Consider the following 20,772-nt stretch of genomic DNA (forward strand, 5'->3'; position numbering starts at 1 on the left):
AAGGACCGATGTTGCTCCCCGGCAACGGCGCGAACCATACGGACGAGGCAGGAACGTCCGATGTCGGACGAACGATGTCGCCCCGGCGAGGATGGTGCTAGACCGAAGCAGGTCCTGTCGGCCGGGCGATCCGCCGTCGGCGCGCGGCCGGGAGCCACATCGTGCCGGACTGCGCTGGCCCTCCAGGCCTCTCGACCTTGGCGGATGCCGGGACGACCCCCTCGCAAAGGCGATTCGCGGTTGCGGTCGCCGCCGCCTTCGGGCTTCTGACGCTCGCCCTCCTGCCCATCGTGGCGGAGCCGATGAGCGCGATGCCGGGATTCGTCCCGAGCTACCAAGCCGCGCTGATCACGGTCTACGCGGTCACAACCTGCCTTTTCTTCGCGCAATACCGGCGCACCCGGTCGGTGCCGCTGCTGGTTCTCGCCGCCGGCAGTCTGTTCACGACACTCATCGTCGCGGTTCAACTCCTCAGCTTCCCGGGCCTGTTCGGCCCGGGACGGATCATCGGCTCGGGGCCGGGCACCACGACCTGGCTCTGGACCCTATGGCATGTGGGGCCGCCGCTCTTCGCCCTGCCCTACGCGATCATGGAGGGCGACCGGCGCCCGCGCCTCGTGCCGCACGCCCGGGTCGGGGCCGTCGGCGGCCTCACCGCCCTGGCCGTCGCAGCCGCCGCCGGTGGGCTGAGCTGGATCGTCGTCGCCTACGTCGACTATCTGCCCCGCAGCGTCGAGGGCGACAATTACTGGCTGCTGACCACGTCGGGAGTCGGTCCGGCCGTGGTGCTCCTCACGGTGGCGGCCCTTGCGACCCTGTGCTGGCGCACGCGCCTGCGCACCGTGCTGCAGCTCTGGCTCGCGGTTTCGCTGCTGCTCCTCGTCTTCGACAACCTCATCACCCTGCCGGGCGCCGCCCGGGGTACGGTGGGCTGGTTCGCCGGGCGGCTGGAGGCCCTGGCGGCCGGCATCGTCGTCCTGGCCGTCTACCTGCGCGAGGTCGACGTCCTCTACGGCGCCGCGGAGGCGGCCGCCGTCCAGAGCGAGCGCCAGCGGGCCGAGCTCGAGATTGCCCGCGACAACGTCGCGATCGCCCTCGAGGCCGCGGATATGGGCAACTGGACCCTCGACCTCCGGACCGGGGCCTCCGTTCGCACGCTGCGGCACGACCGCATCTTCGGCTACGACAGCCTGCTTCCGCGCTGGGGCCTCGCCGACTTCCTCGGGCATGTGGTTGTTGACGACCGGGCGCTGGCGGAAGCCGCCATGGCGCGGGCGCAGGTGGAGAACATCCTCTGTTTCCAGTGTCGCATCACCCGGGCCGGGGACGGTGCCGAGCGCTGGATCGACGTGCGCGGCCGGCTCTATCGGGACCCGGATGGAACCCCCGCCAGCATGGCCGGCGTGGTCATCGACACCACCGATCGGCACGAGGCCGAGCAGCGCCTCAGCCAGGCGCAGAAGATGGAGGCGATCGGCCAGCTCACGGGAGGCGTCGCCCACGACTTCAACAACCTCCTCACGGTCATCGTCGGAAACCTCGACATGATCGTGCGCCGGCCCGACAACGCCCAGCGGGTCGAGCGGCTGGCGACCTCGGCGATGACGGCGGCCCGGCGCGGAGCTGAGGTCACCGAGAAGCTCCTCTCGTTCTCGCGCCGGCAGGTTCTGCGACCCGAGACCGTCAATCCCAACCACCTCATCAAGGACTTCCAGGGCCTGCTGCAGCGCGCGGTCGGCGAGACCGTCGACATCGTCCTCGACCTCGACGCGGCCCTCGATCCCGTCCGCCTCGATCCCGGGCAATTCGAGAGCGCCATCCTGAACCTCGCGGTGAATGCCCGCGACGCCATGCCGAGTGGCGGCACCCTGACGATCCGGACCGAGAACCTGTCCCTCACCCCGGAGCGCCGGGCGGCCTGGCCCGATCTGTCCCCCGGCGATTACGTCCGCGTCACGGTCACGGATACCGGCCTCGGCATGGATGCGGCCACGGCCGCCCGCGCCTTCGAGCCGTTCTTCACCACCAAGGATGTCGGGAAAGGCACCGGGCTCGGTCTGAGCCAGGTCTACGGCTTCGCGCGCCAGGGCGGCGGGCAGGTCCGGGTCGCGAGCGCGCCGGGCCAGGGCACCAGCATCACCATCGACCTGCCGCGCTCGGCCGAGCCGGTCGTGCAGGCCGCCCGGACGGACGGGCTTCTGCCGCTGCGTCGGGCCGCGGAGGGCGAGGTCGTCCTGGTGGTCGAGGACGAGGCCGCCGTGCTGGAGATGGCGGTGGAGAGCCTGTCGGAACTCGGCTACCGGACCCTCACCGCCACCCATGCGGCCGAGGCGCTGGAACGCCTCAAGGGACCGGAGCGCATCGACATCCTGTTCTCCGACGTGGTCATGCCCGGCGGGATGAACGGCGTCGAGCTTGCGACCCACGCCCGGGCCCTGCGTCCCGGTCTGCGGGTGCTGCTCGCCTCGGGCTATACCGGCTCGGCCCTCGGCGAGCAGGGCGTTCCCGTCGACCTGCCGCTCCTCAGCAAGCCCTACCGGCGCGAGGATCTCGCCGACAAGCTGCGTCTGGTGATGGTCGGACGCTGACGTCGGTACCGGTGCGTCAGGGCTTCGGCAGCATCCGGTCGCTGATGATCCGGCGCTGGATCTCGCTCGTTCCCTCGAAGATCGTCGTCAGACGCGCGTCGCGCCAGTAGCGCTCCACCCGGCGTTCGGTGGTGTAGCCGTTCCCGCCATGGAGCTGCATCGCCTGGTTGGTGACCCGCACCGCCATTTCCGTGGCGACGAGCTTGACCATGGCCGACTCGCTCTCGGCCGGTTCGCCGGCGTCGAGCAGGTGCGCCACCTGGTTCCAGAAGGCGCGGGCCTGTGCGACGTCGGCCGCCATGTCGGCCAGGGCGAAGCGCAGGGCCTGGAAGTCGCCGATCGGGTGCCCGAACTGCTCGCGCTCCTGCAGATAGGCCTGGCAATCCTCCAGGGCCGCCCGGGCCACGCCGACCGCGCGGGCCGCCGTGTGCACCCGTGCGATGTTGAGCCCCCGCTGGACCGAAGCGAAGCCCCCGGAATCCGCGTCGGCGCCCTGGTCGCCGTAGAGCCCGGTGAGGCGATCGGTCTCCGGCACCCGCACGCCGTCGAGGTCCAGTTCGAAGGTGAGGAAGCCGTGATAGCCGATCTTGTCGATGACCCGGCCGGTCATGCCGGGCGGAAAGGTACCGGGCTCCTTCACGACGAGGAAGGGTTCGAGCCCCGCCGAGCGTGGCTCGCCGGGCTCGGGATCGCGGGTCCGGGCCAAGACCTCGACGAAGTCCGCGGCCTTGGCGAAGCCCGCCCAGCGCTTGGTTCCGGTCAACACCCAGGTGTCGCCCTCGCGTACCGCCCGGGTCTGCACGCCGGCGAGGTCCGAGCCGGCGGTGGGCTCCGAGAGGGCGATGCCGCCGATCCATTGTCCCTTCGCCGACTTCTCCAGAAGGGCCTTTCGCCGCTCTGGATCGAGGGTCTGGGTGCCGAGACCCTGGCCCCGCGCCAGGATGCTGCCCACCGAGAGCCAGGCCCGGGCGAGTTCCTCGGAGACGAGGCAGTACTCGAACACGCCGTGGCCGAGGCCGCCCTGCTCGGCCGGGATCGTGATGCCGAACCAGCCCTTGGCGGCCATTTGATCGATGAGGCTTCGCGGCATCTCCGCCTTCTGCGGATCGAGCGCGTCGGCGAGCGGCATCACGACGTCCCGGGCGAAATCGCGTGCCTCGGCCTGCAGCTTGGCCCGCGCCTCGGTCCGCCAGGGGCTCAGGAGCTCTGGCGGCGTCGGTTCCATGCGCTCGCGCTTCGCCATGTCGTCCCCCCCCTTGTCGTCGATCCCGCCGCGTTGGACGGAGTCGATCCTCTGCGGAAGCTAGAGCGGCCCGCAGGGATGTCGACCGGAGATTGCGGGGCTGGCGGGCGCGACGGGGTACGGGAGTTCTCGCGGTCTGTTGTGGCTGCGGCGCGCCGGGTCGCGTTGCGCCGCCCGCGCGATCCGCGTAACCAAACGCGAGAGGACGCGCATGACGGGGACGGTCGGGGGGAGCGGAGGCTTTGACGGTGGATTCGCGGGGGTTGGACATGGGCTTGTCGCCCGCCGAAGCTCTGACCGTCTGCGACCGTGAGCCGATCCACCGCCTCGGGACGCTCCAGCCGCACGGCTTCCTCCTCGCCCTCCGGGCGACGGACGGCCGAATCGTCCAGGCGAGTGCCAACGTCCCCGGGGGTGTCGAGGCCTGCCTCGGCCAACCCTGCGATGCGGTCTTTCCGGAACTCGCCGGCCTCCTGCTGGAGGGAGCGGCGGAATCCGAGCGCGACGGCGCCCAGTACCTGCGCACCGTGACCCTGGCCACCCCCGAGGGGCCCCTCGCCTACGACCTCGCGATCCATCGCTCGGCCGGGCTCATCATTCTGGAATTCGAGGCGGTCGCGAGCGTCTTCGCATCCGACCACAGCCTCGACGCGCTCTACCCGCGCCTGAGCCGCTTCGTGGAGGGTCTGCACGACGCCGCCTCCGTCGCCGCACTGTGTCACCTCGTGGCCGTCGACATCCGCCACATCACCGGCTTCGACCGTACCCTCGTCTATCGGTTCGACCGGGACTGGCACGGCACCGTCATCGCCGAGGATGGCAACGGCGCCTTGCCCTCCTACCTCGACCTCCGCTTTCCCGCGTCCGACATCCCCGCCCAGGCCCGGGAGCTCTACCGGCGCAACCGCCTGCGGATCATCCCCGATGCCGGGTACCGGCCGGTCCCCATCCTGCGGGAGGCCAGCGAGGACGCGGAGCCCCTCGACCTCAGCCAGTCGATTCTGCGCAGCGTTTCGCCGGTGCATGTCGAGTACATGCGCAACATGGGCACGATGGCGTCGATGTCGGTGTCGATCCTGGTCGACGGCGTCCTCTGGGGCCTGATTTCCTGCCACAATGCCGAGCCCCGCCGCGTGCCGCTCCAGGCCCGCAACGCCTGCGACTTCCTCACCCGCATCTTCGCGCTTCAGCTCGCGGCCAAGGAGCGTGGCGCGGAGACCGAACAGCGCCTGCGCCTGGGGGCGATCCAGTCGCGGCTCCTCGGCTTCATGGCGGAGGAGGAAAACTTCCTCGACGGCTTGCTGAAGCATTCCGACGACGTCCTGGCCCTCGCCGGAGCATCAGGCGCGGCCGTGATCACCTCGGACACCTGCCGGCTCCTCGGCGCGACGCCGCGGGAATCCGAAGTGCGGGCAATCTACCAATGGCTCTCCAGCGGACCCGGCGGTGCCGACCTCGTCGCCACGGATGCGCTGAGTGAAGTCTATCCGCCGGCACGCGCCTTCGCCGAACGGGCGAGCGGCCTCTTGGCGATCTCGATCTCGCAGAAATATGCCAGCTACGTGCTCTGGTTTCGACCCGAGGTGGTGCGCACGGTGAAGTGGGGCGGCGACCCGACCAAGGCCGCCGTGCCCGATCCGGCCGGCGGCCTCGAACGATTGCACCCTCGGCAATCCTTCGCCATCTGGAAGGAGACACTGCAGAACCGCGCCCTCCCCTGGATGCGGGCTGAGATCGAATCGGTGAAGGACCTGAGGGCCTCCGTGCTCGGGATCGTTCTGCGGCGGGCCGAGGAGCTCGCCTCCCTGAGCGAGGAATTGCAGCGCTCCAACAAGGAACTGGAAGCCTTCTCCTACTCGGTCAGCCACGACCTCCGCGCGCCCTTCCGGCATATCGTCGGGTACTCGGAGCTGTTGCGATCGCGCGAAGGCAGCCTCTTATCCGAGAAGGGGCGGCACTACATCAACACGATCATCGAGGCGGCCTTCTCGGCGGGTACTCTGGTCGACAACCTGCTGCGCTTCTCGCAGATGGGCCGCAACGCCCTGAACCCGGTCGCCGGCGATCTCAACGCGCTGGTCGAGGAGGTCCGTCGCTCTGTGCTTCGTGACGTCTCCTCCGAGCGGACGATCCACTGGACCATCGGACAGCTCGGACGGGTCAACGCCGATCCGGTGATGCTGCGCCTCGTCATCGAAAATCTGCTCTCGAACGCCGTCAAGTACACCCGTGGTCGGACGGATGCGACGATCGAGATCGGTCGTCTCGATGGTCGGAGCCCCGACACCGGACAGGAGGACGACGGAGCGGAGCAGGCCGTCTTCTTCGTGCGCGACAACGGCGTCGGGTTCGACATGGCCTATGTCGACAAGCTGTTCGGGGTGTTCCAGCGCCTGCACCGGGTGGAGGAATTCGAGGGAACCGGCATCGGACTTGCGAATGTGCGGCGCATCGTCGAGCGCCATGGCGGTCGCACCTGGGCCGAAGGAGCCGTGGGACACGGCGCGACCTTCTACTTCACGCTGCCGACACCGAGGGCGGTGCCCAATCCGAATGCCGCGAACCGAGCCCGATCGTCGCGGAACCCCAGGGAAGCGCGCTGATCCATGCCCGATCTGAAGCCGATCCTCCTCGTCGAGGACAATCCGAACGACATCGAACTCACCCTTGCCGCCCTGGAGAAGAGCCAACTCGCCAATGAGATCGTGATTTGTCGCGACGGTGCGGAGGCACTCGACTTCCTCTATCGCCGCGGCGACTTCGCGGGTCGGGATACGCGCGACCCGGCCGTCGTCCTCCTCGACCTCAAGCTGCCCAAGGTCGACGGCCTGGAGGTCCTCGCGCAGGTCAAGGGCGATGTCCGGACCCGCGCGATTCCGGTCGTGATGCTGACCTCCTCGCGGGAGGAGACCGACCTCGTGCGGTCCTACGACCTCGGCGTGAACGCTTTCGTGGTCAAGCCCGTTGGGTTCACGGAATTCTTCGAGGCGATCCAGGATCTCGGCGTGTTCTGGGCGGTCCTGAACGAGCCGCCCCCGCATCGGGGAGGAGGTTGGCCATCGAACACGTGACTCAGCCCGATCAGGCGACGCAGGATGATGTCGGTCCGGCACTCCTGAGAATCCTCCTTCTCGAAGACAGCGACCTCGATACGGAACTCCTCGGTGCGGTGCTCGACGATCTCGGGCGTCCGTATACGATCGACCGGGTGATGACCGCGCCGGACTTCACCGCTGCAGCGGCGTCCTGCGGGCATCACCTCATCCTCGCCGACTACGTTCTGCCGACCTTCGACGGCCTCAGCGCCCTGGCGATCGCTCGCACCCATTGTCCGGGTACGCCCTTCGTCTTCGTCTCGGGCACCCTCGGTGAGGATGTCGCGGTGGAAGCCCTGAAGCGGGGTGCCACCGACTACGTGACCAAGCAGCGCCTCGACCGCCTGCCCCGGACCATCCTGCGCGCCCTCGCCGAGGCGCGCGCCCATGCCGAGCGCGAGCGCGCAGTCCAGGATCTGCGGGACCTCAACGCGACCCTGGAGGCCCGTGTGAAAGCGCGCACGAGCGACCTCGCCGCCGCCAATGCCGAGCTGCACTGCCAGATTGCCGAGCGCGAGCGGGTCGAGGAGGCTCTCCGCCAGGCGCAGCGCCTGGAAGCCGTGGGCCAACTCACCAGCGGCGTCGCCCATGATTTCAACAATCTACTGACGGTGATCTCCGGCAACATCGAGTTCCTGGAGCGTGCCATCCCCGACGAGCGGTCGCAGCGCCGCCTTCAGATGATGCGTGGTGCCGCCGACCGCGGAGCACGCCTGACGGCGCAACTCCTCGCCTTCTCCCGTCGTCAGCGCCTGGAGCCGACGCCGGTGGAGCTGAACCAGACCGTCGCGTCCATGCGCGATCTCCTGCAGAGCTCGATCGGCGGTGCGGTGCGCATCGAGATGACGCTGCAATCCGATCTCTGGTCAGCCCTTGTCGATGCGACGCAGATCGAGCTCGTGATCCTGAACCTCGCGATCAACGCGCGCGACGCCATGGCCGTGGGGGGGTGCCTCACCATCGAGACCGCGAACGTCACCCTGACGCGGACCCCTGCCCGTGCGGAGGAGCCGGTGCCCGGCGAGTACGTGATGCTCGCGGTGAGCGACACCGGTACCGGGATTGCGCCCGAGGTCCTGGCCCGTGTGTTCGAGCCGTTCTTCACCACGAAGGCGGTCGATAAGGGGTCTGGCCTCGGCCTCGCACAGGTCTATGGCTTCGTGAAGCAGTCCGGCGGCGGTGTTCGCATCGACACCCGCGTGGGCGAAGGCACCTCGGTGCGGATCTACCTTCCGCGGGCGGAGGCCACCTCCCCGGCCCGCGAGGCATTCCGGCCTGTTATCGACTGCGCCGAGCAGCGTCGGGCGGGCGATCGGCCGGTGGTCCTCGTGGTGGACGACGATAGTGCGGTGCGCGAGATCACCACCTCGATCCTGTCCGAGAACGGCTATCGCATCCGCGAGGCGGGCTCTGGCCTTGCCGCTCTCTCCGCTCTCGAATCCGACGCCTGTGTCGACCTGATCGTTCTGGACTTCGCCATGCCGGGTATGAACGGGGCCGAGGCCGCGTGCCAGATCCGCCTTCGCTGGCCGCATCTTCCCGTGATGTTCGTCACCGGATACGCCGACACCGCGGCGCTGATGCAGGCGGGCGAGGTCGGAGCCGAGCGCATCGTCCAGAAGCCGTTCCAGCGCGGAGAACTGGCGCGCAAGGCCACCGCCATCCTCGCCGAGGCGTCCGTCGGCCCGGCCGGCTTGCGCCTCGTCGTCGGCCAGCGCCACACCGCCTGAGCTTGTTGCGGATCGGCCAAGCTCTCATTCGACGGCCGAGAGGGTTGATCGGAGATCGATCCACCGCATCCAGCCGTGACGATCGTTGCCGGCAAGCGTCGATCGGCCTTGTCCGACGGCCATGTCCGCAGGCCCTGCGTGCCCCGGCAAGTCGAGGGAGAAATCCGAACGGATGACGCGCGGTACATCGGCGGCGACCGCTGCATCGGGCCGCCGACCCCGTGCTTCGAAGATGACAGGGTCCACCCCGCTCAGGGCCGTGACGACGCAGGCGGCCCCATTGCGGACGTTCGTGAGAACCGGAGGCGATCGCCGCCGCGATCGTGACCGCGGGGTCGGTGTGCGCGTCGGGTTTGCCCGTCGCAGCGGCGACGAAGATCCCGGCCAGGACGGCGAAGGCTTAGCCAGCGGTGGTCGCGATTCAGCCCGCGCCTTCCGCCTCCGAGCCGCGCAAGAGGGCCCCGGCCACAACCCCTCTGCCGAGGATGATCAGCACCATCGTGCCGAGAAGCTCCCCCGGGAGTGGCGACGTCATGGCAAGTCCGCCGACGTCGTCTTGTGTTTCCGAGGTGGTCGATGTCGGGGTGAACGTCAGTCGTCCTGCCTGTCCCAGTCGAAGGCGCGCTTCACCGCCCGGCCCCAGGCCGCGGTGATGCGCTGGCGCTGCGTCGCGTCCATATTTGGCTCCCAGCGCCGGTCGATTCCCCAGTTGCGCACGAGGTCGGCCGTGCTCTTCCAGTATCCGGTCGCGAGGCCCGCAGCGTAGGCGGCTCCCAGCGCTGTGGTCTCCGTCACCTTCGGCCGCACGACCGGAACGTCGAGGATATCGGCCTGGAACTGCATGAGGGTCACGTTGGCGACCATGCCGCCGTCCGAGCGCAGCTCCCGCACCGGGATGCCGGAATCCTTCTCCATCGCCTCCAGGACCTCGTGGGTCTGGAACGCCGTAGCCTCCAAGCAGGCCCGGGCGATGTGGCCGCGATTGGCATAGCGGGTCAGGCCGATGATTAGGCCGCGGGCACCCTCGTTCCAGTGCGGCGCGTAGAGCCCAGAGAAGGCGGGCACGAAGTAGACACCGCCATTGTCTTCCACGGTGGTGGCCAAGCGCTCGACCTCGGCGCTGTCCTGGATCATGTGCAGGTTGTCGCGCAGCCACTGCACCAGCGCGCCCGTGATGGCGATGGAACCTTCCAGCGCGTAGACCGCGGGCGCGCCGTCGAGCTTGTAGCCCAGCGTCGTCACGAGGCCACAGGTCGAGGGCACCGGCGTCTCGCCGGTGTTCATCAAGGCGAAACAGCCGGTGCCGTAGGTGTTCTTCGCTTCGCCCGGCCGAAAGCAGGTCTGGCCGAACAGGGCGGCCTGCTGGTCTCCGAGGATCCCGGCGATCGGCACCCCGGCGAAGGGCAGGCGTGTCTCTCCGTAGACTTGGGATGACGAGACGATCCCCGGCAGCATCGCGCGGGGAATTCCGAACATGGCAAGCATGCCATCGTCCCAGGCCAGGGTCTCGAGGGACATGAGTTGGGTGCGGCTGGCATTGGTCACGTCGGTGACGTGGAGGCCGCCGTCCGGGCCGCCGGTGAGATTCCAGACGAGCCAGCTGTCGATATTTCCGAAGAGGACGTCGCCAGCTTCCGCCTTCTCGCGCGCGCCGTCGACATGGTCGAGGAGCCAGCGCAGTTTCAAGCCCGAGAAGTAGCTCGCCAGGGGCAGGCCTGTGAGCGCCCGGAAGCGATCGCGGCCGCCGTGGCGAGCAAACTCGGTCACGAGGCGATCGTTGCGGGTATCCTGCCAGACCAGCGCATTGTGAAGCGGAGTACCCGTGCGCCGGTCCCAGATCAGCGTAGTCTCACGCTGGTTCGTGATGCCGATCGAGAGCAGGTCCTTCGGCGTTAGTCCGGCCCCGTCGAGGGCATCCTGCATGACGGCCTGCGTATTGCGCCAGATCTCTATCGGATCGTGCTCGACGTGGCCGGGCCGCGGATAGATCTGCGCATGTTCCCGCTGCCTGCAGGCGGTGATGTGCCCTTCGCGATCGAAGACGATGAAGCGGCTGCTGGTGGTGCCCTGGTCGATGGCGCCGACATACTGAGACATGGTCGTCTTCCTCCCTTGGGAGCGGCGTCGAAGATGTCCGGGCCGGTCTTCGCGTCGGCTTTGGCGTTTCGGAAGGCGTTGGCGTCAGGCGGCTTCGGTCTTCCGCGCGATATAGGCGGCGAGGCGCGCGGCACTTTTCGGACTCGTGCGCAGGCCGAGCTTCGAGCGGCGCCAAAGGATGTCCTCGGCGGTCCGCACCCATTCGGCGCGAACGAGATAGTCGACCTCGACAGCCGTCAGGCCGCCGTCGAAGGCGTCGCCGAGATCCGCGAGACTGCGGGCGCCCTTCACGATGGTCCGCGCTTCGGTCCCATAGGCTCGGGCGAGGCGCCGCGCGGTCTCGGACGGGAGGAAAGGAGCCTCTCGGCGAAACTGCTCCAGAAATGTCTCGAAATTCGCCGCCGGCATCGCGCCGCCGGGCAGGACTGCAGTGCCGGTCCAGGCTTTCTTGAGCCCCGGGAAATGTGGCGCGATCTTCTCCATCGCGTGCTCGGCGAGGCGACGGTAGGTCGTGATCTTGCCGCCGAAGACCGAGAGTGCTGGAGCCCGCCCACCGCCATCCTCGAGGTCGAGCACGTAGTCTCGGGTGACCGCCGCGGCGTCGGCTGCCGCGTCATCGTAGAGCGGGCGCACCCCGGAGTAGCTCCAGACCACATCCTTCGGGTCGATCGACCGGGCGAAGGAGCGATTGATGCTCTCGCAGAGATAGCGCGTCTCCTCCGCCGAGATCGTCGCCGGGCCGGGCTCGTTCTCGTAAGGTACGTCGGTGGTACCGATCAGGGTGAAGTCGTGCTCGTACGGAATCGCGAAGATGATGCGCTTGTCGGGCTGCTGCAGGATATAGGCCTGGTCTCCCTCGTAGAGCTTCGGCACGACGATGTGGCTGCCCTTAATCAGGCGGACTGCCGCGCGGCTGTTGATCCCGAGGGTGGTGCCCAGCGTCTCGCTCACCCAAGGTCCGGCCGCATTGATGACGGCCTTCGCGCGAACGGTCTCGGACTGCCCGGTGCCGACGTCGCGGAGGGTTGCGGTCCAGGACCCATCGATGCGGTGGGCCGATTCGACGCCGGTCCGTGTTCGGATTTCGGCGCCCCGCGACCTGGCATCCATCGCGTTGAGGACGACGAGCCGACTGTCCTCCACCCAGCAATCCGAATAGACGAAGCCCTTCGAGAGCCGACCCTGTAGAGGCGCGCCCATCGGCGATGTTCGCAAGCGAACCATCTCCGAGCGCGGGAGCGTGCGCAGGCGCGCGAGATGATCGTAGAGGAAGAGGCCGATCCGCAGCATCCAGGCCGGGCGGAGTCCATCGTCATGCGGGAGCACGAAGCGGAGCGGCCAGATGATGTGCGGTGCCAGACGCAGCAGGCGTTCCCGCTCGGCGAGCGCCTCGCGCACCAGGCGGAACTCGTAATATTCCAGGTAGCGCAGGCCGCCATGGATCAGCTTCGTGCTCGATGACGAGGTGAATTCGGCGAGGTCCCCACGCTCGCAGAGCAGGACCGAGAGGCCTCGTCCGGCCGCGTCGCGAGCGATCCCCGTGCCGTTGATGCCTCCGCCGATGACGAGCAGATCGTAGGGGGCTCCCTCGGCCCGACGGATCCCTCCTGACGTCATGAGTCTCCTCCAGGTCTCGTCGTATGCCGACGCCAGGAGGATTTCCCTTTGTCGAGGAATAGTCGCAAGCGAAAATCAGGGCTTTGCGAGACGCCTCCCGATCCGGTCAATGCGAGCTTCACCCCGTGCCGTTCCATCAGGGCGACGATTTCTGGCGGCGGCGGCCGGTCCGTGAAGAGCGCGTCGATCTGCGCAAGGCGTCCCACCTCGACCATCGGCCGGCGCGTGAACTTGGTGTGATCGGCCACTAGGAAGGTCCGTCGGGCGTGCAGGAGGATGGTCTTAGCAGGGTGTTGAAGAAGTCCGTGGCGTGCCAGGGGTTGGCATGATTCACTGCTCCCTGGCAGTCAGCGGGGGAGGCAGATGCGGGGCTCGGATCGGCATTCGGGAGCGTTGTTCTCGTATGTGGCCCTTGGGGCTCGGGTCCGGTCCGATCATCCTCTGCGAGCCATCCGACACTGACGGACGAGGCGCTGGCGGCCCTGAGCGGGTCGTTCTCGGCGCTTTATGCGGCCCGGATGGGTCATCCGTCGATCCCGCCCGAGATGCTGCTGCGGGCCAGGCTCCTGCAGATGTTCTACTCGATCCGCTCTGAGCGGCAACTGATGGGGCGGCTGGCGTTCGACCTGTTGTTCCGCTGGTTCGTCGGGCTGGGCATCGCCAATCAGGCCTGGGACCATTCGAGCTTCTTCCGGAACCGGGACCGGCTCCTGGCCGGTGGGATCGCGGCCCAGTTCCTGGCCGCCGTGCTGGCCTGGCCCCGGGTCAGGCGGCTTCTGTCCAGCGATCACTTCAGCGTCGACGGGACGCTGATCGAGGCCTGGGCGTCGATTCATGTGCTTCAAGCCCAAGGATCAGGGCGGCAACGATCAAGGGAAAGATCCGCCGCCGTCCGCCGGCGGGCGCAACGTCGAGGTCGACTTCAGGGGTCAGACGCGCTCGAACGAGACCCACGCGAGCACAACGGACCGAGAAGCCCGCCTCTACCGTAAAAGTTCTGGAATGGAAGCCAAGCTCTGCTTCATCGGTCACACCCTGATGGAGAACCGCTGGGGCCTGATCGTAGATAACCTCGCCGCATGTCCAGCTGGTTCGGTCCTGGCTGATCCTTCAAATCAGCCAGGACCGAACCAGCCGGTCAGGTCATGATGTCGCCGGGGCGTTTGAGATTCATCAGGTTTTTGGCATCCTTGATGCCAGCCGGTGCGTTGGCCACGCGGACCTTGACCATCTTGACGCATGCCTCGAGGGCGGTCTGGCCAAACTCGTCGTTGTCGAACCAGAGGATGATCTCCTCGAACCGGTCGAGGCAAAGGTAGTCGGCCTTGAGCTTCCCGGGGGCCCCCTTGGAACCCCCGTCGACCCACTCTATCGCGAATTGCCGCAGGCGAAGCAGTGCGTGTGGCTATCGGCAGTCGTTGCCCTCGGGGAAGCTGGTGTCGCGTGGGGCATGGGGTCTCCATGTCCGGCGAGCCCTCGGCTCCGCTCCGGCTTTTGGTGGGACTGCGTGGGACTTGGCGTAGGAGAACTTGACGGGAGACCCGGAGAATGGCCGGCGATAGGTCGCAAATGTTCTCGCCGGGAGGCGCCAGATGAAGGCGCCCCCGGGAGTTGCCATCTTGGTTTACTGAGAAGAACCTGGCGACCCCGGTTGGGCTCGAACCAACGACCTGCCGCTTAGAAGGCGGCTGCTCTATCCAGCTGAGCTACGGAGTCGGGGGTGCCGTCGCCCGTAAAAGGCATGGGTCCCGCCCGGGGTCAAGCCTTTCGGCCGCGGGGGCGAGGCCCCGGCTTCCGGCGCACGGGAAGGGTCGACGTGTACCGCGCCGGGTCGGTCCTTTCGGGGCTTCGCGGGGGCGGCCGCTTGAAAAAGTCCGGCCGGTCCTGTGGGATGCCGATCCATCGTCGAGGGCGGCCCCGCCGGGAGCGGACGCGCGTCGGAGGCCGGCGCGGAGAGCATCCCGATGAGCAGCGCGAATCAACCCGAAGGACCGGCCCCTGTAAAGGGGGGCCTCGTGGCCTACCTGACCGTGGCGGGCGCGATGAAGGCGGCGGAGTTCTACGTCGGGGCCTTTGGGGCGGAGATCGCTGCCGCGTTGCCCGTCGACGACCAGGGACGGACGATGCACGTGCATCTCCACGTCAACGGGGCGTCGCTGATGCTGAGCGACGCGTTTCCCGAGTACGGGCACGCGCTCCAGCCGCCGCAGGCCTTCTCCCTGATGCTGATGGTCGACGACATCGACGCGCGCTACGCCCATGCCGTCGTGGCCGGCGCGACCGCCGTGACGCCGCCGGCCGACATGTTCTGGGGGGATCGCTACGGCCAGCTGCGCGACCCCTTCGGGGTGCTCTGGGCGATGAACCAGCCGAAGCGCTGACCCTCTCTCGCCCGCCGTCCTCTGTCGCTGCTGGACCGAGCGGGACGCGATCGGGCGCTGGTTTGCCCGCAAGGCGTTTGTGGCGGCGGCGGCGGAGACCGACCTGGGGCCGGGCGGCGCGACTTGATTCGTCATGCGGGGCCCGGACGGCGCGAGATTCCCAGCGCCGGCTTCAACCTCGAACCGATGAAGAACCCCCGGATCGTCTCCACGAACGCCTCTGTCCCGGCCCGGGACCCCTCGGCCAAACCGCTCTCCACCGGCCTCGTCACCTTCGCGCCGGAGGGCGAGGCCACCCGCCACATCACGCGGCTGCGGCACTGGTCGGCGGAGGACTGCGCGGCCCAGGTGGCCATGGGCTTCCCAAACGAATGGGGCCGCGCTCGCCGCGAACCTCTGACGCGGCCTTCGCCCAGGCCGCCCGGAGGACCAACGCGGGGGAATGCGGTCATCTCCGAGAAGAGCGTCAAGGTCAGCGCGCCAATCTGCACGAACCTCCGGTCCACGTGCAATGCAGAAGAGGCGATCCGCCACGACGTCTCGCGGGTGCCGGACTCCCACCCCGATCACCTCCCGCGGGCCCGCGGCCCCTGGCCCGGCGACGTCATCCTGATCCGCTTCACCCTCGGCGGGCAGAGCTTCCAGGCCCTGAACGGCGACGTGGCGGCCGATGACGGCACGGCCTCCGCGATCAGGGTTGCCTTCGTGGATCGGGCGGCGTCGACAGGCGCCGGGCGGAGGGTGGTTCCCATATCCCGTAGGGCTGGCTGCGCGACCGCTGGGGTGTGCCCAGGCCGATCGTTCCGGCGATCCCGCCTTGGCTGGTCGGGTCTTCACCGCCATGCAGTCCCTGGTGAAGCGCGACGTCGCCGCCCTCCAGCACGCGGCAGAAGGAACGGATTAAAACCGGGGGCGCCGCAAAAATGACGGAATCCTCGCGGGCCGTGGAACCACTCTCCATGCTTACGCTTGTATAGCAAAGGTTACGGCATAGGTAAGGGACCCAACATGAAGACCTTGGCGACTGCCCTCGCAGGCTTACTCGGTGTCTGCGTTCTCTCCACGAGCCCTGTTGCGGCGGCTCCCTATGATCCGTTCGGCACGAATGCCGGCGAGGATTACTACGCGTCCGATCCGGCCTACGGCTACGGCCGCGCGACCGACGATCCGTACGGCTACCCGGCCACCGCCGGCCAGGGCTACCAGGCGGCGCCCCAGGCGCAGGTCGCCCCGATCCCGCGCGAGATCGTGGCCTTCGACGGCAACTACAAGCCGGGCACGATCGTGGTCTCCACGGCCGAGCGGCGCCTCTACTTCGTGATGCCGAATGGCGAAGCGATCCGCTACGGCGTCGGCGTCGGCCGTCCGGGCTTCACCTGGTCGGGCGTCAAGACGGTGACGGCGAAGAAGGAATGGCCGTCGTGGACGCCCCCGGCCGCGATGATCGCCCGTCGCCCCGACCTGCCGCGTTACATGGCAGGTGGCGTCGAGAACCCCCTGGGCGCCCGCGCCATGTATATCGGCAACACCGAGTACCGCATTCACGGCTCCAACGAGCCGGATACCATCGGTCAGGCCGTGTCGTCGGGCTGCATCCGGATGACCAACGAGGACGTCACCGACCTCTACGAGCGTGTGAAGGTCGGCGCCAAGGTCGTCGTTCTGAACTGATTTTTCGCGACAGGGACGATCACGCGAAGGCCGCGCCATCCGGAAGGATGACGCGGCCTTCGGCGTTCCGGGCGTCGGATCGTCGACCGCTCAGGGGACCACGCGCCCGACCGCGGTCTGCGGTGGGCTGAAGGGCGCGATCGGCATGTCGCAGAAGCAGCGCGCACCGAGGGGGCGCGGACCCGGCAGCGGGCAGGAATAGGGCTGGTAGCCGGTCAGGCCCGACTGCACCGCATCGCAGTTCAGGCCGACCTCGCGACGGGGCGGCAGGCGGCGCTCGTCATAGGCGCGGCGCGGCGGCGGCCTGTCGTAGCCGTCGTCATCATATTGCGCGCTGGCGCCCTGTGCCGCGAACAGGCCGGCGAGGACCGTGAGGATCAGACTGCCTCGGGAGATACGTCGCATGGTCATACGCCCTCGTTGACAGCGCCGGCCCGGAACACTCGGGCAAGCGCGGCGACAGGGTTAGGAGACCCGCCCGGGGCGGGCAAGTCGTGTTCGCGACGGTTCGCATCGAAGCCGGTGCCGCTCTGCACGCCCGGGCTCGAACGCGAACAGCCCGCTTGGCCGAAGGGCTCAGCGGGCTGCTAGGCGGAAGCCGCGAGGGCTTCGCGGAGCGAGACTCAGGAGTTGGTGGCGTTCCGCATGGCCTGCTCGGCATCGCTGCCGGCCTTGCGAGCGGCTTCGGAACCCTGCTCCATCGCCTTGCGGGCGTGCTCGGCGCCCTCCTGCATGGCACCCTTGGCCTTCTCGGCGCTCTGCTGCATCGCCGACTGGGCGAGGCCGCCGAATTCCTTGGCCTGGGCCTGGATGGCGGCGAACTGGCTGCGAACGAACTCGGCCTGATGCTGCATCGCTTCCTGCAGGTCGCGGGAGCGGACGAGCTTCTGGGCGAGGTCGAACGCCGCCGTCACGTTCTGCTCGGCGAATTCGAAGCCGCGGGCGGACACGTCCTGGGCGTTGGTGCGCGCCATCTCGGCGGAGCCCTGCACGGTGTCGGCGGTGCGGCGGGCGGCGCTGATGAAGGTGTCGAACGCCTTGCGGGCCTGATCGACGCTCTTCTCGGCGAAATCGCGCATCTCGGCGGGAACCTCGTAATTCGGGGTGCTGTTCATTATCCTCTCCTCGATCTCGTTGTTGATGGCGCGTTGTGCACTGCACAATAGCACAGCGCCGGCCCTATGCCACCCTGCTCGGGCGCATTAAGGTTGACAACAGGTAAACGTGCGGCGGCCCCTCTCGTGGCTTATGGAGAGGCGGTGACGCGGTAAAAAGGACGTCACGTTCCAAGATTCGTCACGCGAAACAGGTGCGGATGTTCGAGAGTGGAGCCTCAGGGCCTGGCGGGAATGACGACGGGGCGATTCAGGCGGCTCTGCGTCGATGCGCGGATGATTCGCGCCTCGGCCCCAGCCTGAGCGATTCGAAGACGGCGGTTCTGATCCTTGATGCGGACGGGACGCGCATCCTGCACGCGTCGCCGCGGGCCGCGAATCTCCGGGACGGCATCAGCGGAGCGGACGGTTGCGTCGACGCGGGGCTCAGGCTCGGCGAACAGATCGCGCAGGCTCGCCTGCGAAAGGACCAGCCGGTGCTCATGCGCCTGCATCTCGATGCCCGGCGCCTGGCACCGCCGGTCCTGGTCAGCGTGATGCGCATTGCCCTCGCCGAGTCGCGCGACGCGGTCGTGCTCCTCGCGAACTCGCCGCTCCCGATGCGTCTGCAGGGTCTCCGCGGGCGCCGCGCACCCGGTGTGGCGGCCGTCGACACGGCTGCGATCGCCGAGCCGGACGCGGCGGAGCACACGGGCGCGCCGGCCGCGAGCGAACCCGTCGTGGAGACTGGGGAGCCGATCGTCGCCCGGCAGCGCTTCACCTGGGAAAGCGACGCGGCGGGGACGATCCTCCAGGTTTCGTCGGCGGCCGGACCGGGCTTGCGCCGGCGCCTTGAGGGGCGGAGCTGGCAGGCGCTGGCGGATGCGGACATCCTGCGCGATGCCGGCGGCCTTCTCGCCGCCCTCGATCTTGGGCGGACCTTCCGGGCGATCCCGCTGACGTTGATCGCGGCGGATGGCGCCCTCTGCGATCTCGAAATGTCCGGCGCTCCGAAGAGCCGGGCCGGATCGGGATGTCGCGGCTTCGGGCAGATCCGGTCGATCACGGGTCCCGTCGCGGCGCCGCCGGCACCGACGGTCGCGACGGCGCCCGCCCAGGCGACGACCGCGGCCGCGCTCGTGCCCGACCCGCCCGCGGCCTCCCATACCGAGGCCGATGTGGCGGTCGAGCCGGCGGTCGATTCCAGCGATCCGCATCTCTCGAGCCACGAGCACGCGGCGTTCCGCGAGATCGCACGGGCCCTCGGTGCCCGGTTCGCGGGCGACGAGCGTTCGGACAGGGAGGCCGAGCCCAGCCTTCCCTGCGCGGTGATGCCGTTTCCGGTTCCGTTCGCGCGGTCGGCCGACGACCTGTCGCCCGACGCCTCCATGGTGGCGACCCTGGAGCGCATCCCCTCCGGCGTCTTGGTCTATCGCGACGACACCGTGCTGTTTGCCAACCAGACCCTCCTCCGCCTCGTCGGGTACGCGACGCGGGAGGATCTGACGGCGGCCGGTGGGATCGGACACCTGTTCGGTGGCCTCGATCCCCAGGCCCGACCGGCGGGTGAGGCACCCCTGGTGCTGACGACCCGGGACGGCGGACGGGTCAGCGTCCTGATCGAGCATTCCGCCCTCGATTGGGCCGGCCGACCAGCCCACCTCCTGCTCGCCCGCGATGCCGAGCCGAGCGAGGAAGCCCGCGCCGCGACGGCGACCGCGATCGCCCAGGATTTCGCCGCCCGCCACAGCGTGGATGCCCGCGCGGTCCTCGATGCGCTGGAGGACGGCATCGTGCTGCTCGACCACCAGGCCCGCATCCTCTCCCTGAACCGCCGGACCGCCGAGACCTTCGGGCTCGATCCCCGCGAGGTGGTGGGCGCGAGCTTCCTTGGCCTGTTCGCCTCGGAGCATGCCGTCGATCTGCTGGCGCGCCTGCATGCCGAGCCCGGCTCAATGGTGCGGGACGAGGTGCCGGTGGCGGTGCGCGGCACGGGACGGCGCCTTCGGGTGAAGGTGCTGCCGCTCTCGGGGGACGCGGAGGAACGTGTCTGCGCCGTGATCCGCGACGAGGCTGCGGCCGCCGACCGGAGCGGGGCCGACCTGCGGAGTTCGATCGCGGCGCGGGAGGCGATCCCGCAGCAGGCCGAGCTCCTGGCTCAGGTCGCTCAGACCCTTCAGGCGCCGGTCAAGCAGATGCTCGATTCGCTCGGGGGCCTCGTCGACGAGACCGTCGGTCCCGCGGGGTCGGAGCGTTACCGCGTATCCCTCCGGGAGGTGCACGCCTCGGGCGCGCGCCTGCTGGATCTCCTCACGGATCTGCTGGACCTGGCGCGGATCGAGGCCGGGAAGATCGACCGCGTCGTCGCGGACATCGCGCTGAACGACGTTGTGACGCACTGCGTCACCCTCCTCCACCCGGAGGCCGTCCGCCGGCGCATCGTCCTGCGCACCAGCTTCTCCACCGACCTGCCGGTTCTCTCGGCCGACGAGCGTTTCGTGCGCCAGGCGACCATGAACGTCATCGCGAACGCCATCGCGCTGACCGAGGCCGGCGGACAGGTCATCGTGTCGACGTCGCTCGCGGATCGCGGGGAGATCGCCCTGCGCATCCGTGATACCGGGGTCGGGATGACGGCGGCCGAGATGGAGGGCGCCCTGTATCCCTTCCGGTCGGGCTCCCGGGTCGAACCATCCCGCGGTACCGGACTCGGGCTGCCGCTGACCAAGGCCCTGACCGAGGCCAATCACGGTCGCTTCCGCATCTCCAGCCGGAAGGACGAGGGAACCCTGGTGGAGATGCTCTTCCCCGTACCGGGGGCGACGAAACGGGCCTGACACCGGGCCGGGGTCGCTGCAACCGGCCCACGCAGCGCGCGTTGGATTCACAGCGGAGGGGAGCCCTCCCCTGCCATGGAGACGATGATGCGTGCGTTGACGTTGATCGCCGGTCTGGCGATCGGTCTGCCGGGGGTGGCCCTGGCCCAACAGAGTGGCACCGAGCCGAATCTAGGATCGGCCGGCCAGTTCCGGAATATCACTTCGACCGGCGTGACCAAGCCCCCAGGCCGGGCGGCCGCCCCCGAAGAAGATCGCGTGTCGGACACCACCCGCAAGCAGCGCGCCATCGACAAGAAGGTCGAGACCGGCATCTGCATTGGGTGCAACTGACGAGTGTTCAGACAAAAGACCGGTCCTGTCCCGCACCGCGCCATATGGGTGCTTGCGGGGAATATCTCGTTGAGCCTATGACGGTA

General features: G+C 68.6%; 16 protein-coding genes, 1 tRNA gene and 1 pseudogene. 9 read left to right on the forward strand and 9 right to left on the reverse strand.

The annotated features are described in order from the left end of the window. Window positions 1–161 precede the first annotated feature (161 nt). Window positions 162–2,588: an MASE4 domain-containing protein gene (locus ASG51_RS10075; RefSeq protein WP_056380575.1), complete on the forward strand. Its 2,427-nt coding sequence runs from the start codon at window positions 162–164 to the stop codon at window positions 2,586–2,588. 16 nt (window positions 2,589–2,604) lie between these two features. Here ASG51_RS10075 and ASG51_RS10080 read toward each other — a convergent pair whose 3' ends face one another. Continuing rightward, on the reverse strand, window positions 2,605–3,831 hold the full coding sequence (locus ASG51_RS10080; protein ID WP_056274518.1) for an acyl-CoA dehydrogenase family protein: 1,227 nt from the start codon (window positions 3,829–3,831) through the stop codon (window positions 2,605–2,607). A 269-nt stretch (window positions 3,832–4,100) separates the two neighbouring features. Here ASG51_RS10080 and ASG51_RS10085 point away from each other — a divergent pair, with 269 nt between their 5' ends. From ASG51_RS10085 to ASG51_RS10095, 3 genes are read left to right on the forward strand one after another with little or no spacing between them, the layout of a single operon-like run. Continuing rightward, window positions 4,101–6,434 (forward strand): ATP-binding protein, encoded by a 2,334-nt coding sequence (locus tag ASG51_RS10085; RefSeq protein ID WP_082513956.1) that lies wholly within the window; start codon window positions 4,101–4,103, stop codon window positions 6,432–6,434. Window positions 6,435–6,437: 3 nt separating this feature from the next. Continuing rightward, complete coding sequence (locus ASG51_RS10090) at window positions 6,438–6,902, forward strand: response regulator (protein WP_056213964.1); 465 nt, start codon at window positions 6,438–6,440, stop codon at window positions 6,900–6,902. Beyond that, window positions 6,890–8,656, forward strand: a complete 1,767-nt coding sequence (locus ASG51_RS10095) for a response regulator (protein ID WP_244480121.1) — start codon at window positions 6,890–6,892, stop codon at window positions 8,654–8,656. Before ASG51_RS10090 ends, ASG51_RS10095 begins: the two co-directional genes overlap by 13 nt. Before the next feature lie 591 nt (window positions 8,657–9,247). On the opposite strand, the gene glpK is transcribed toward ASG51_RS10095, so the two are convergent. From glpK to ASG51_RS24995, 3 genes are all read right to left on the reverse strand, one after another. Continuing rightward, the gene (gene glpK / locus ASG51_RS10100; RefSeq protein WP_056380577.1) at window positions 9,248–10,753 is read right to left on the reverse strand and encodes a glycerol kinase GlpK; all 1,506 of its coding nucleotides are present in this window, start codon (window positions 10,751–10,753) and stop codon (window positions 9,248–9,250) included. Between the two features lie 84 nt (window positions 10,754–10,837). Beyond that, entirely contained in the window at window positions 10,838–12,370 is a 1,533-nt protein-coding gene (glpD, locus tag ASG51_RS10105; RefSeq protein WP_056380579.1) for a glycerol-3-phosphate dehydrogenase, read from the reverse strand. Continuing rightward, on the reverse strand, window positions 12,367–12,618 hold the full coding sequence (locus ASG51_RS24995; protein WP_244480111.1) for a hypothetical protein: 252 nt from the start codon (window positions 12,616–12,618) through the stop codon (window positions 12,367–12,369). Before ASG51_RS24995 ends, glpD begins: the two co-directional genes overlap by 4 nt. Window positions 12,619–12,733: 115 nt before the next feature. On the opposite strand from ASG51_RS24995, the pseudogene ASG51_RS23340 reads away from it, so the two are divergent. After that, window positions 12,734–13,438 (forward strand): annotated as a pseudogene (locus ASG51_RS23340) (transposase); the annotation flags it as partial. A gap of 571 nt (window positions 13,439–14,009) precedes the next feature. Here ASG51_RS23340 and ASG51_RS10115 read toward each other — a convergent pair. Further along, a tRNA-Arg gene (locus ASG51_RS10115) sits at window positions 14,010–14,086 on the reverse strand. Window positions 14,087–14,334: 248 nt separating this feature from the next. Here ASG51_RS10115 and ASG51_RS10120 point away from each other — a divergent pair. After that, on the forward strand, window positions 14,335–14,751 hold the full coding sequence (locus tag ASG51_RS10120; protein ID WP_056380582.1) for a glyoxalase/bleomycin resistance/extradiol dioxygenase family protein: 417 nt from the start codon (window positions 14,335–14,337) through the stop codon (window positions 14,749–14,751). 131 nt (window positions 14,752–14,882) lie between these two features. Here ASG51_RS10120 and ASG51_RS24035 read toward each other — a convergent pair whose 3' ends face one another. After that, window positions 14,883–15,107: a hypothetical protein gene (locus ASG51_RS24035; RefSeq protein WP_156389647.1), complete on the reverse strand. Its 225-nt coding sequence runs from the start codon at window positions 15,105–15,107 to the stop codon at window positions 14,883–14,885. A 652-nt stretch (window positions 15,108–15,759) separates the two neighbouring features. Between ASG51_RS24035 and ASG51_RS10130 the strand changes: the two genes are divergently transcribed. After that, window positions 15,760–16,422 carry a L,D-transpeptidase gene (locus ASG51_RS10130; RefSeq protein WP_056222332.1) on the forward strand — a complete coding sequence of 221 codons (663 nt, stop codon included), beginning with the start codon at window positions 15,760–15,762 and terminating at the stop codon, window positions 16,420–16,422. 90 nt (window positions 16,423–16,512) lie between these two features. Here the strand turns inward: ASG51_RS10130 and ASG51_RS10135 are convergent, their stop codons facing one another. The 3 genes from ASG51_RS10135 to ASG51_RS24040 all read right to left on the reverse strand — a co-directional run bounded on the left by ASG51_RS10135 (window position 16,513) and on the right by ASG51_RS24040 (window position 18,031). Next, window positions 16,513–16,833, reverse strand: coding sequence for a hypothetical protein (locus ASG51_RS10135; protein WP_156389648.1), 321 nt, complete (start codon window positions 16,831–16,833; stop codon window positions 16,513–16,515). A 212-nt stretch (window positions 16,834–17,045) separates the two neighbouring features. Continuing rightward, the gene (locus ASG51_RS10140; protein WP_056222335.1) at window positions 17,046–17,537 is read right to left on the reverse strand and encodes a phasin; all 492 of its coding nucleotides are present in this window, start codon (window positions 17,535–17,537) and stop codon (window positions 17,046–17,048) included. A gap of 218 nt (window positions 17,538–17,755) precedes the next feature. Continuing rightward, window positions 17,756–18,031, reverse strand: coding sequence for a hypothetical protein (locus tag ASG51_RS24040; RefSeq protein ID WP_156389649.1), 276 nt, complete (start codon window positions 18,029–18,031; stop codon window positions 17,756–17,758). Here ASG51_RS24040 and ASG51_RS10145 point away from each other — a divergent pair. Together ASG51_RS10145 and ASG51_RS10150 are read left to right on the forward strand one after the other, a co-directional pair. Beyond that, on the forward strand, window positions 18,020–20,353 hold the full coding sequence (locus tag ASG51_RS10145) for an ATP-binding protein (protein WP_210168759.1): 2,334 nt from the start codon (window positions 18,020–18,022) through the stop codon (window positions 20,351–20,353). The two genes, ASG51_RS24040 and ASG51_RS10145, sit on opposite strands and share 12 nt — an antisense overlap. Window positions 20,354–20,428: 75 nt before the next feature. Beyond that, on the forward strand, window positions 20,429–20,686 hold the full coding sequence (locus ASG51_RS10150; RefSeq protein WP_056222342.1) for a hypothetical protein: 258 nt from the start codon (window positions 20,429–20,431) through the stop codon (window positions 20,684–20,686). Window positions 20,687–20,772 lie beyond the last annotated feature (86 nt).

It is taken from the genome of Methylobacterium sp. Leaf465 (genome assembly GCF_001424705.1).
Classification (GTDB): Bacteria; Pseudomonadota; Alphaproteobacteria; order Rhizobiales; family Beijerinckiaceae; genus Methylobacterium.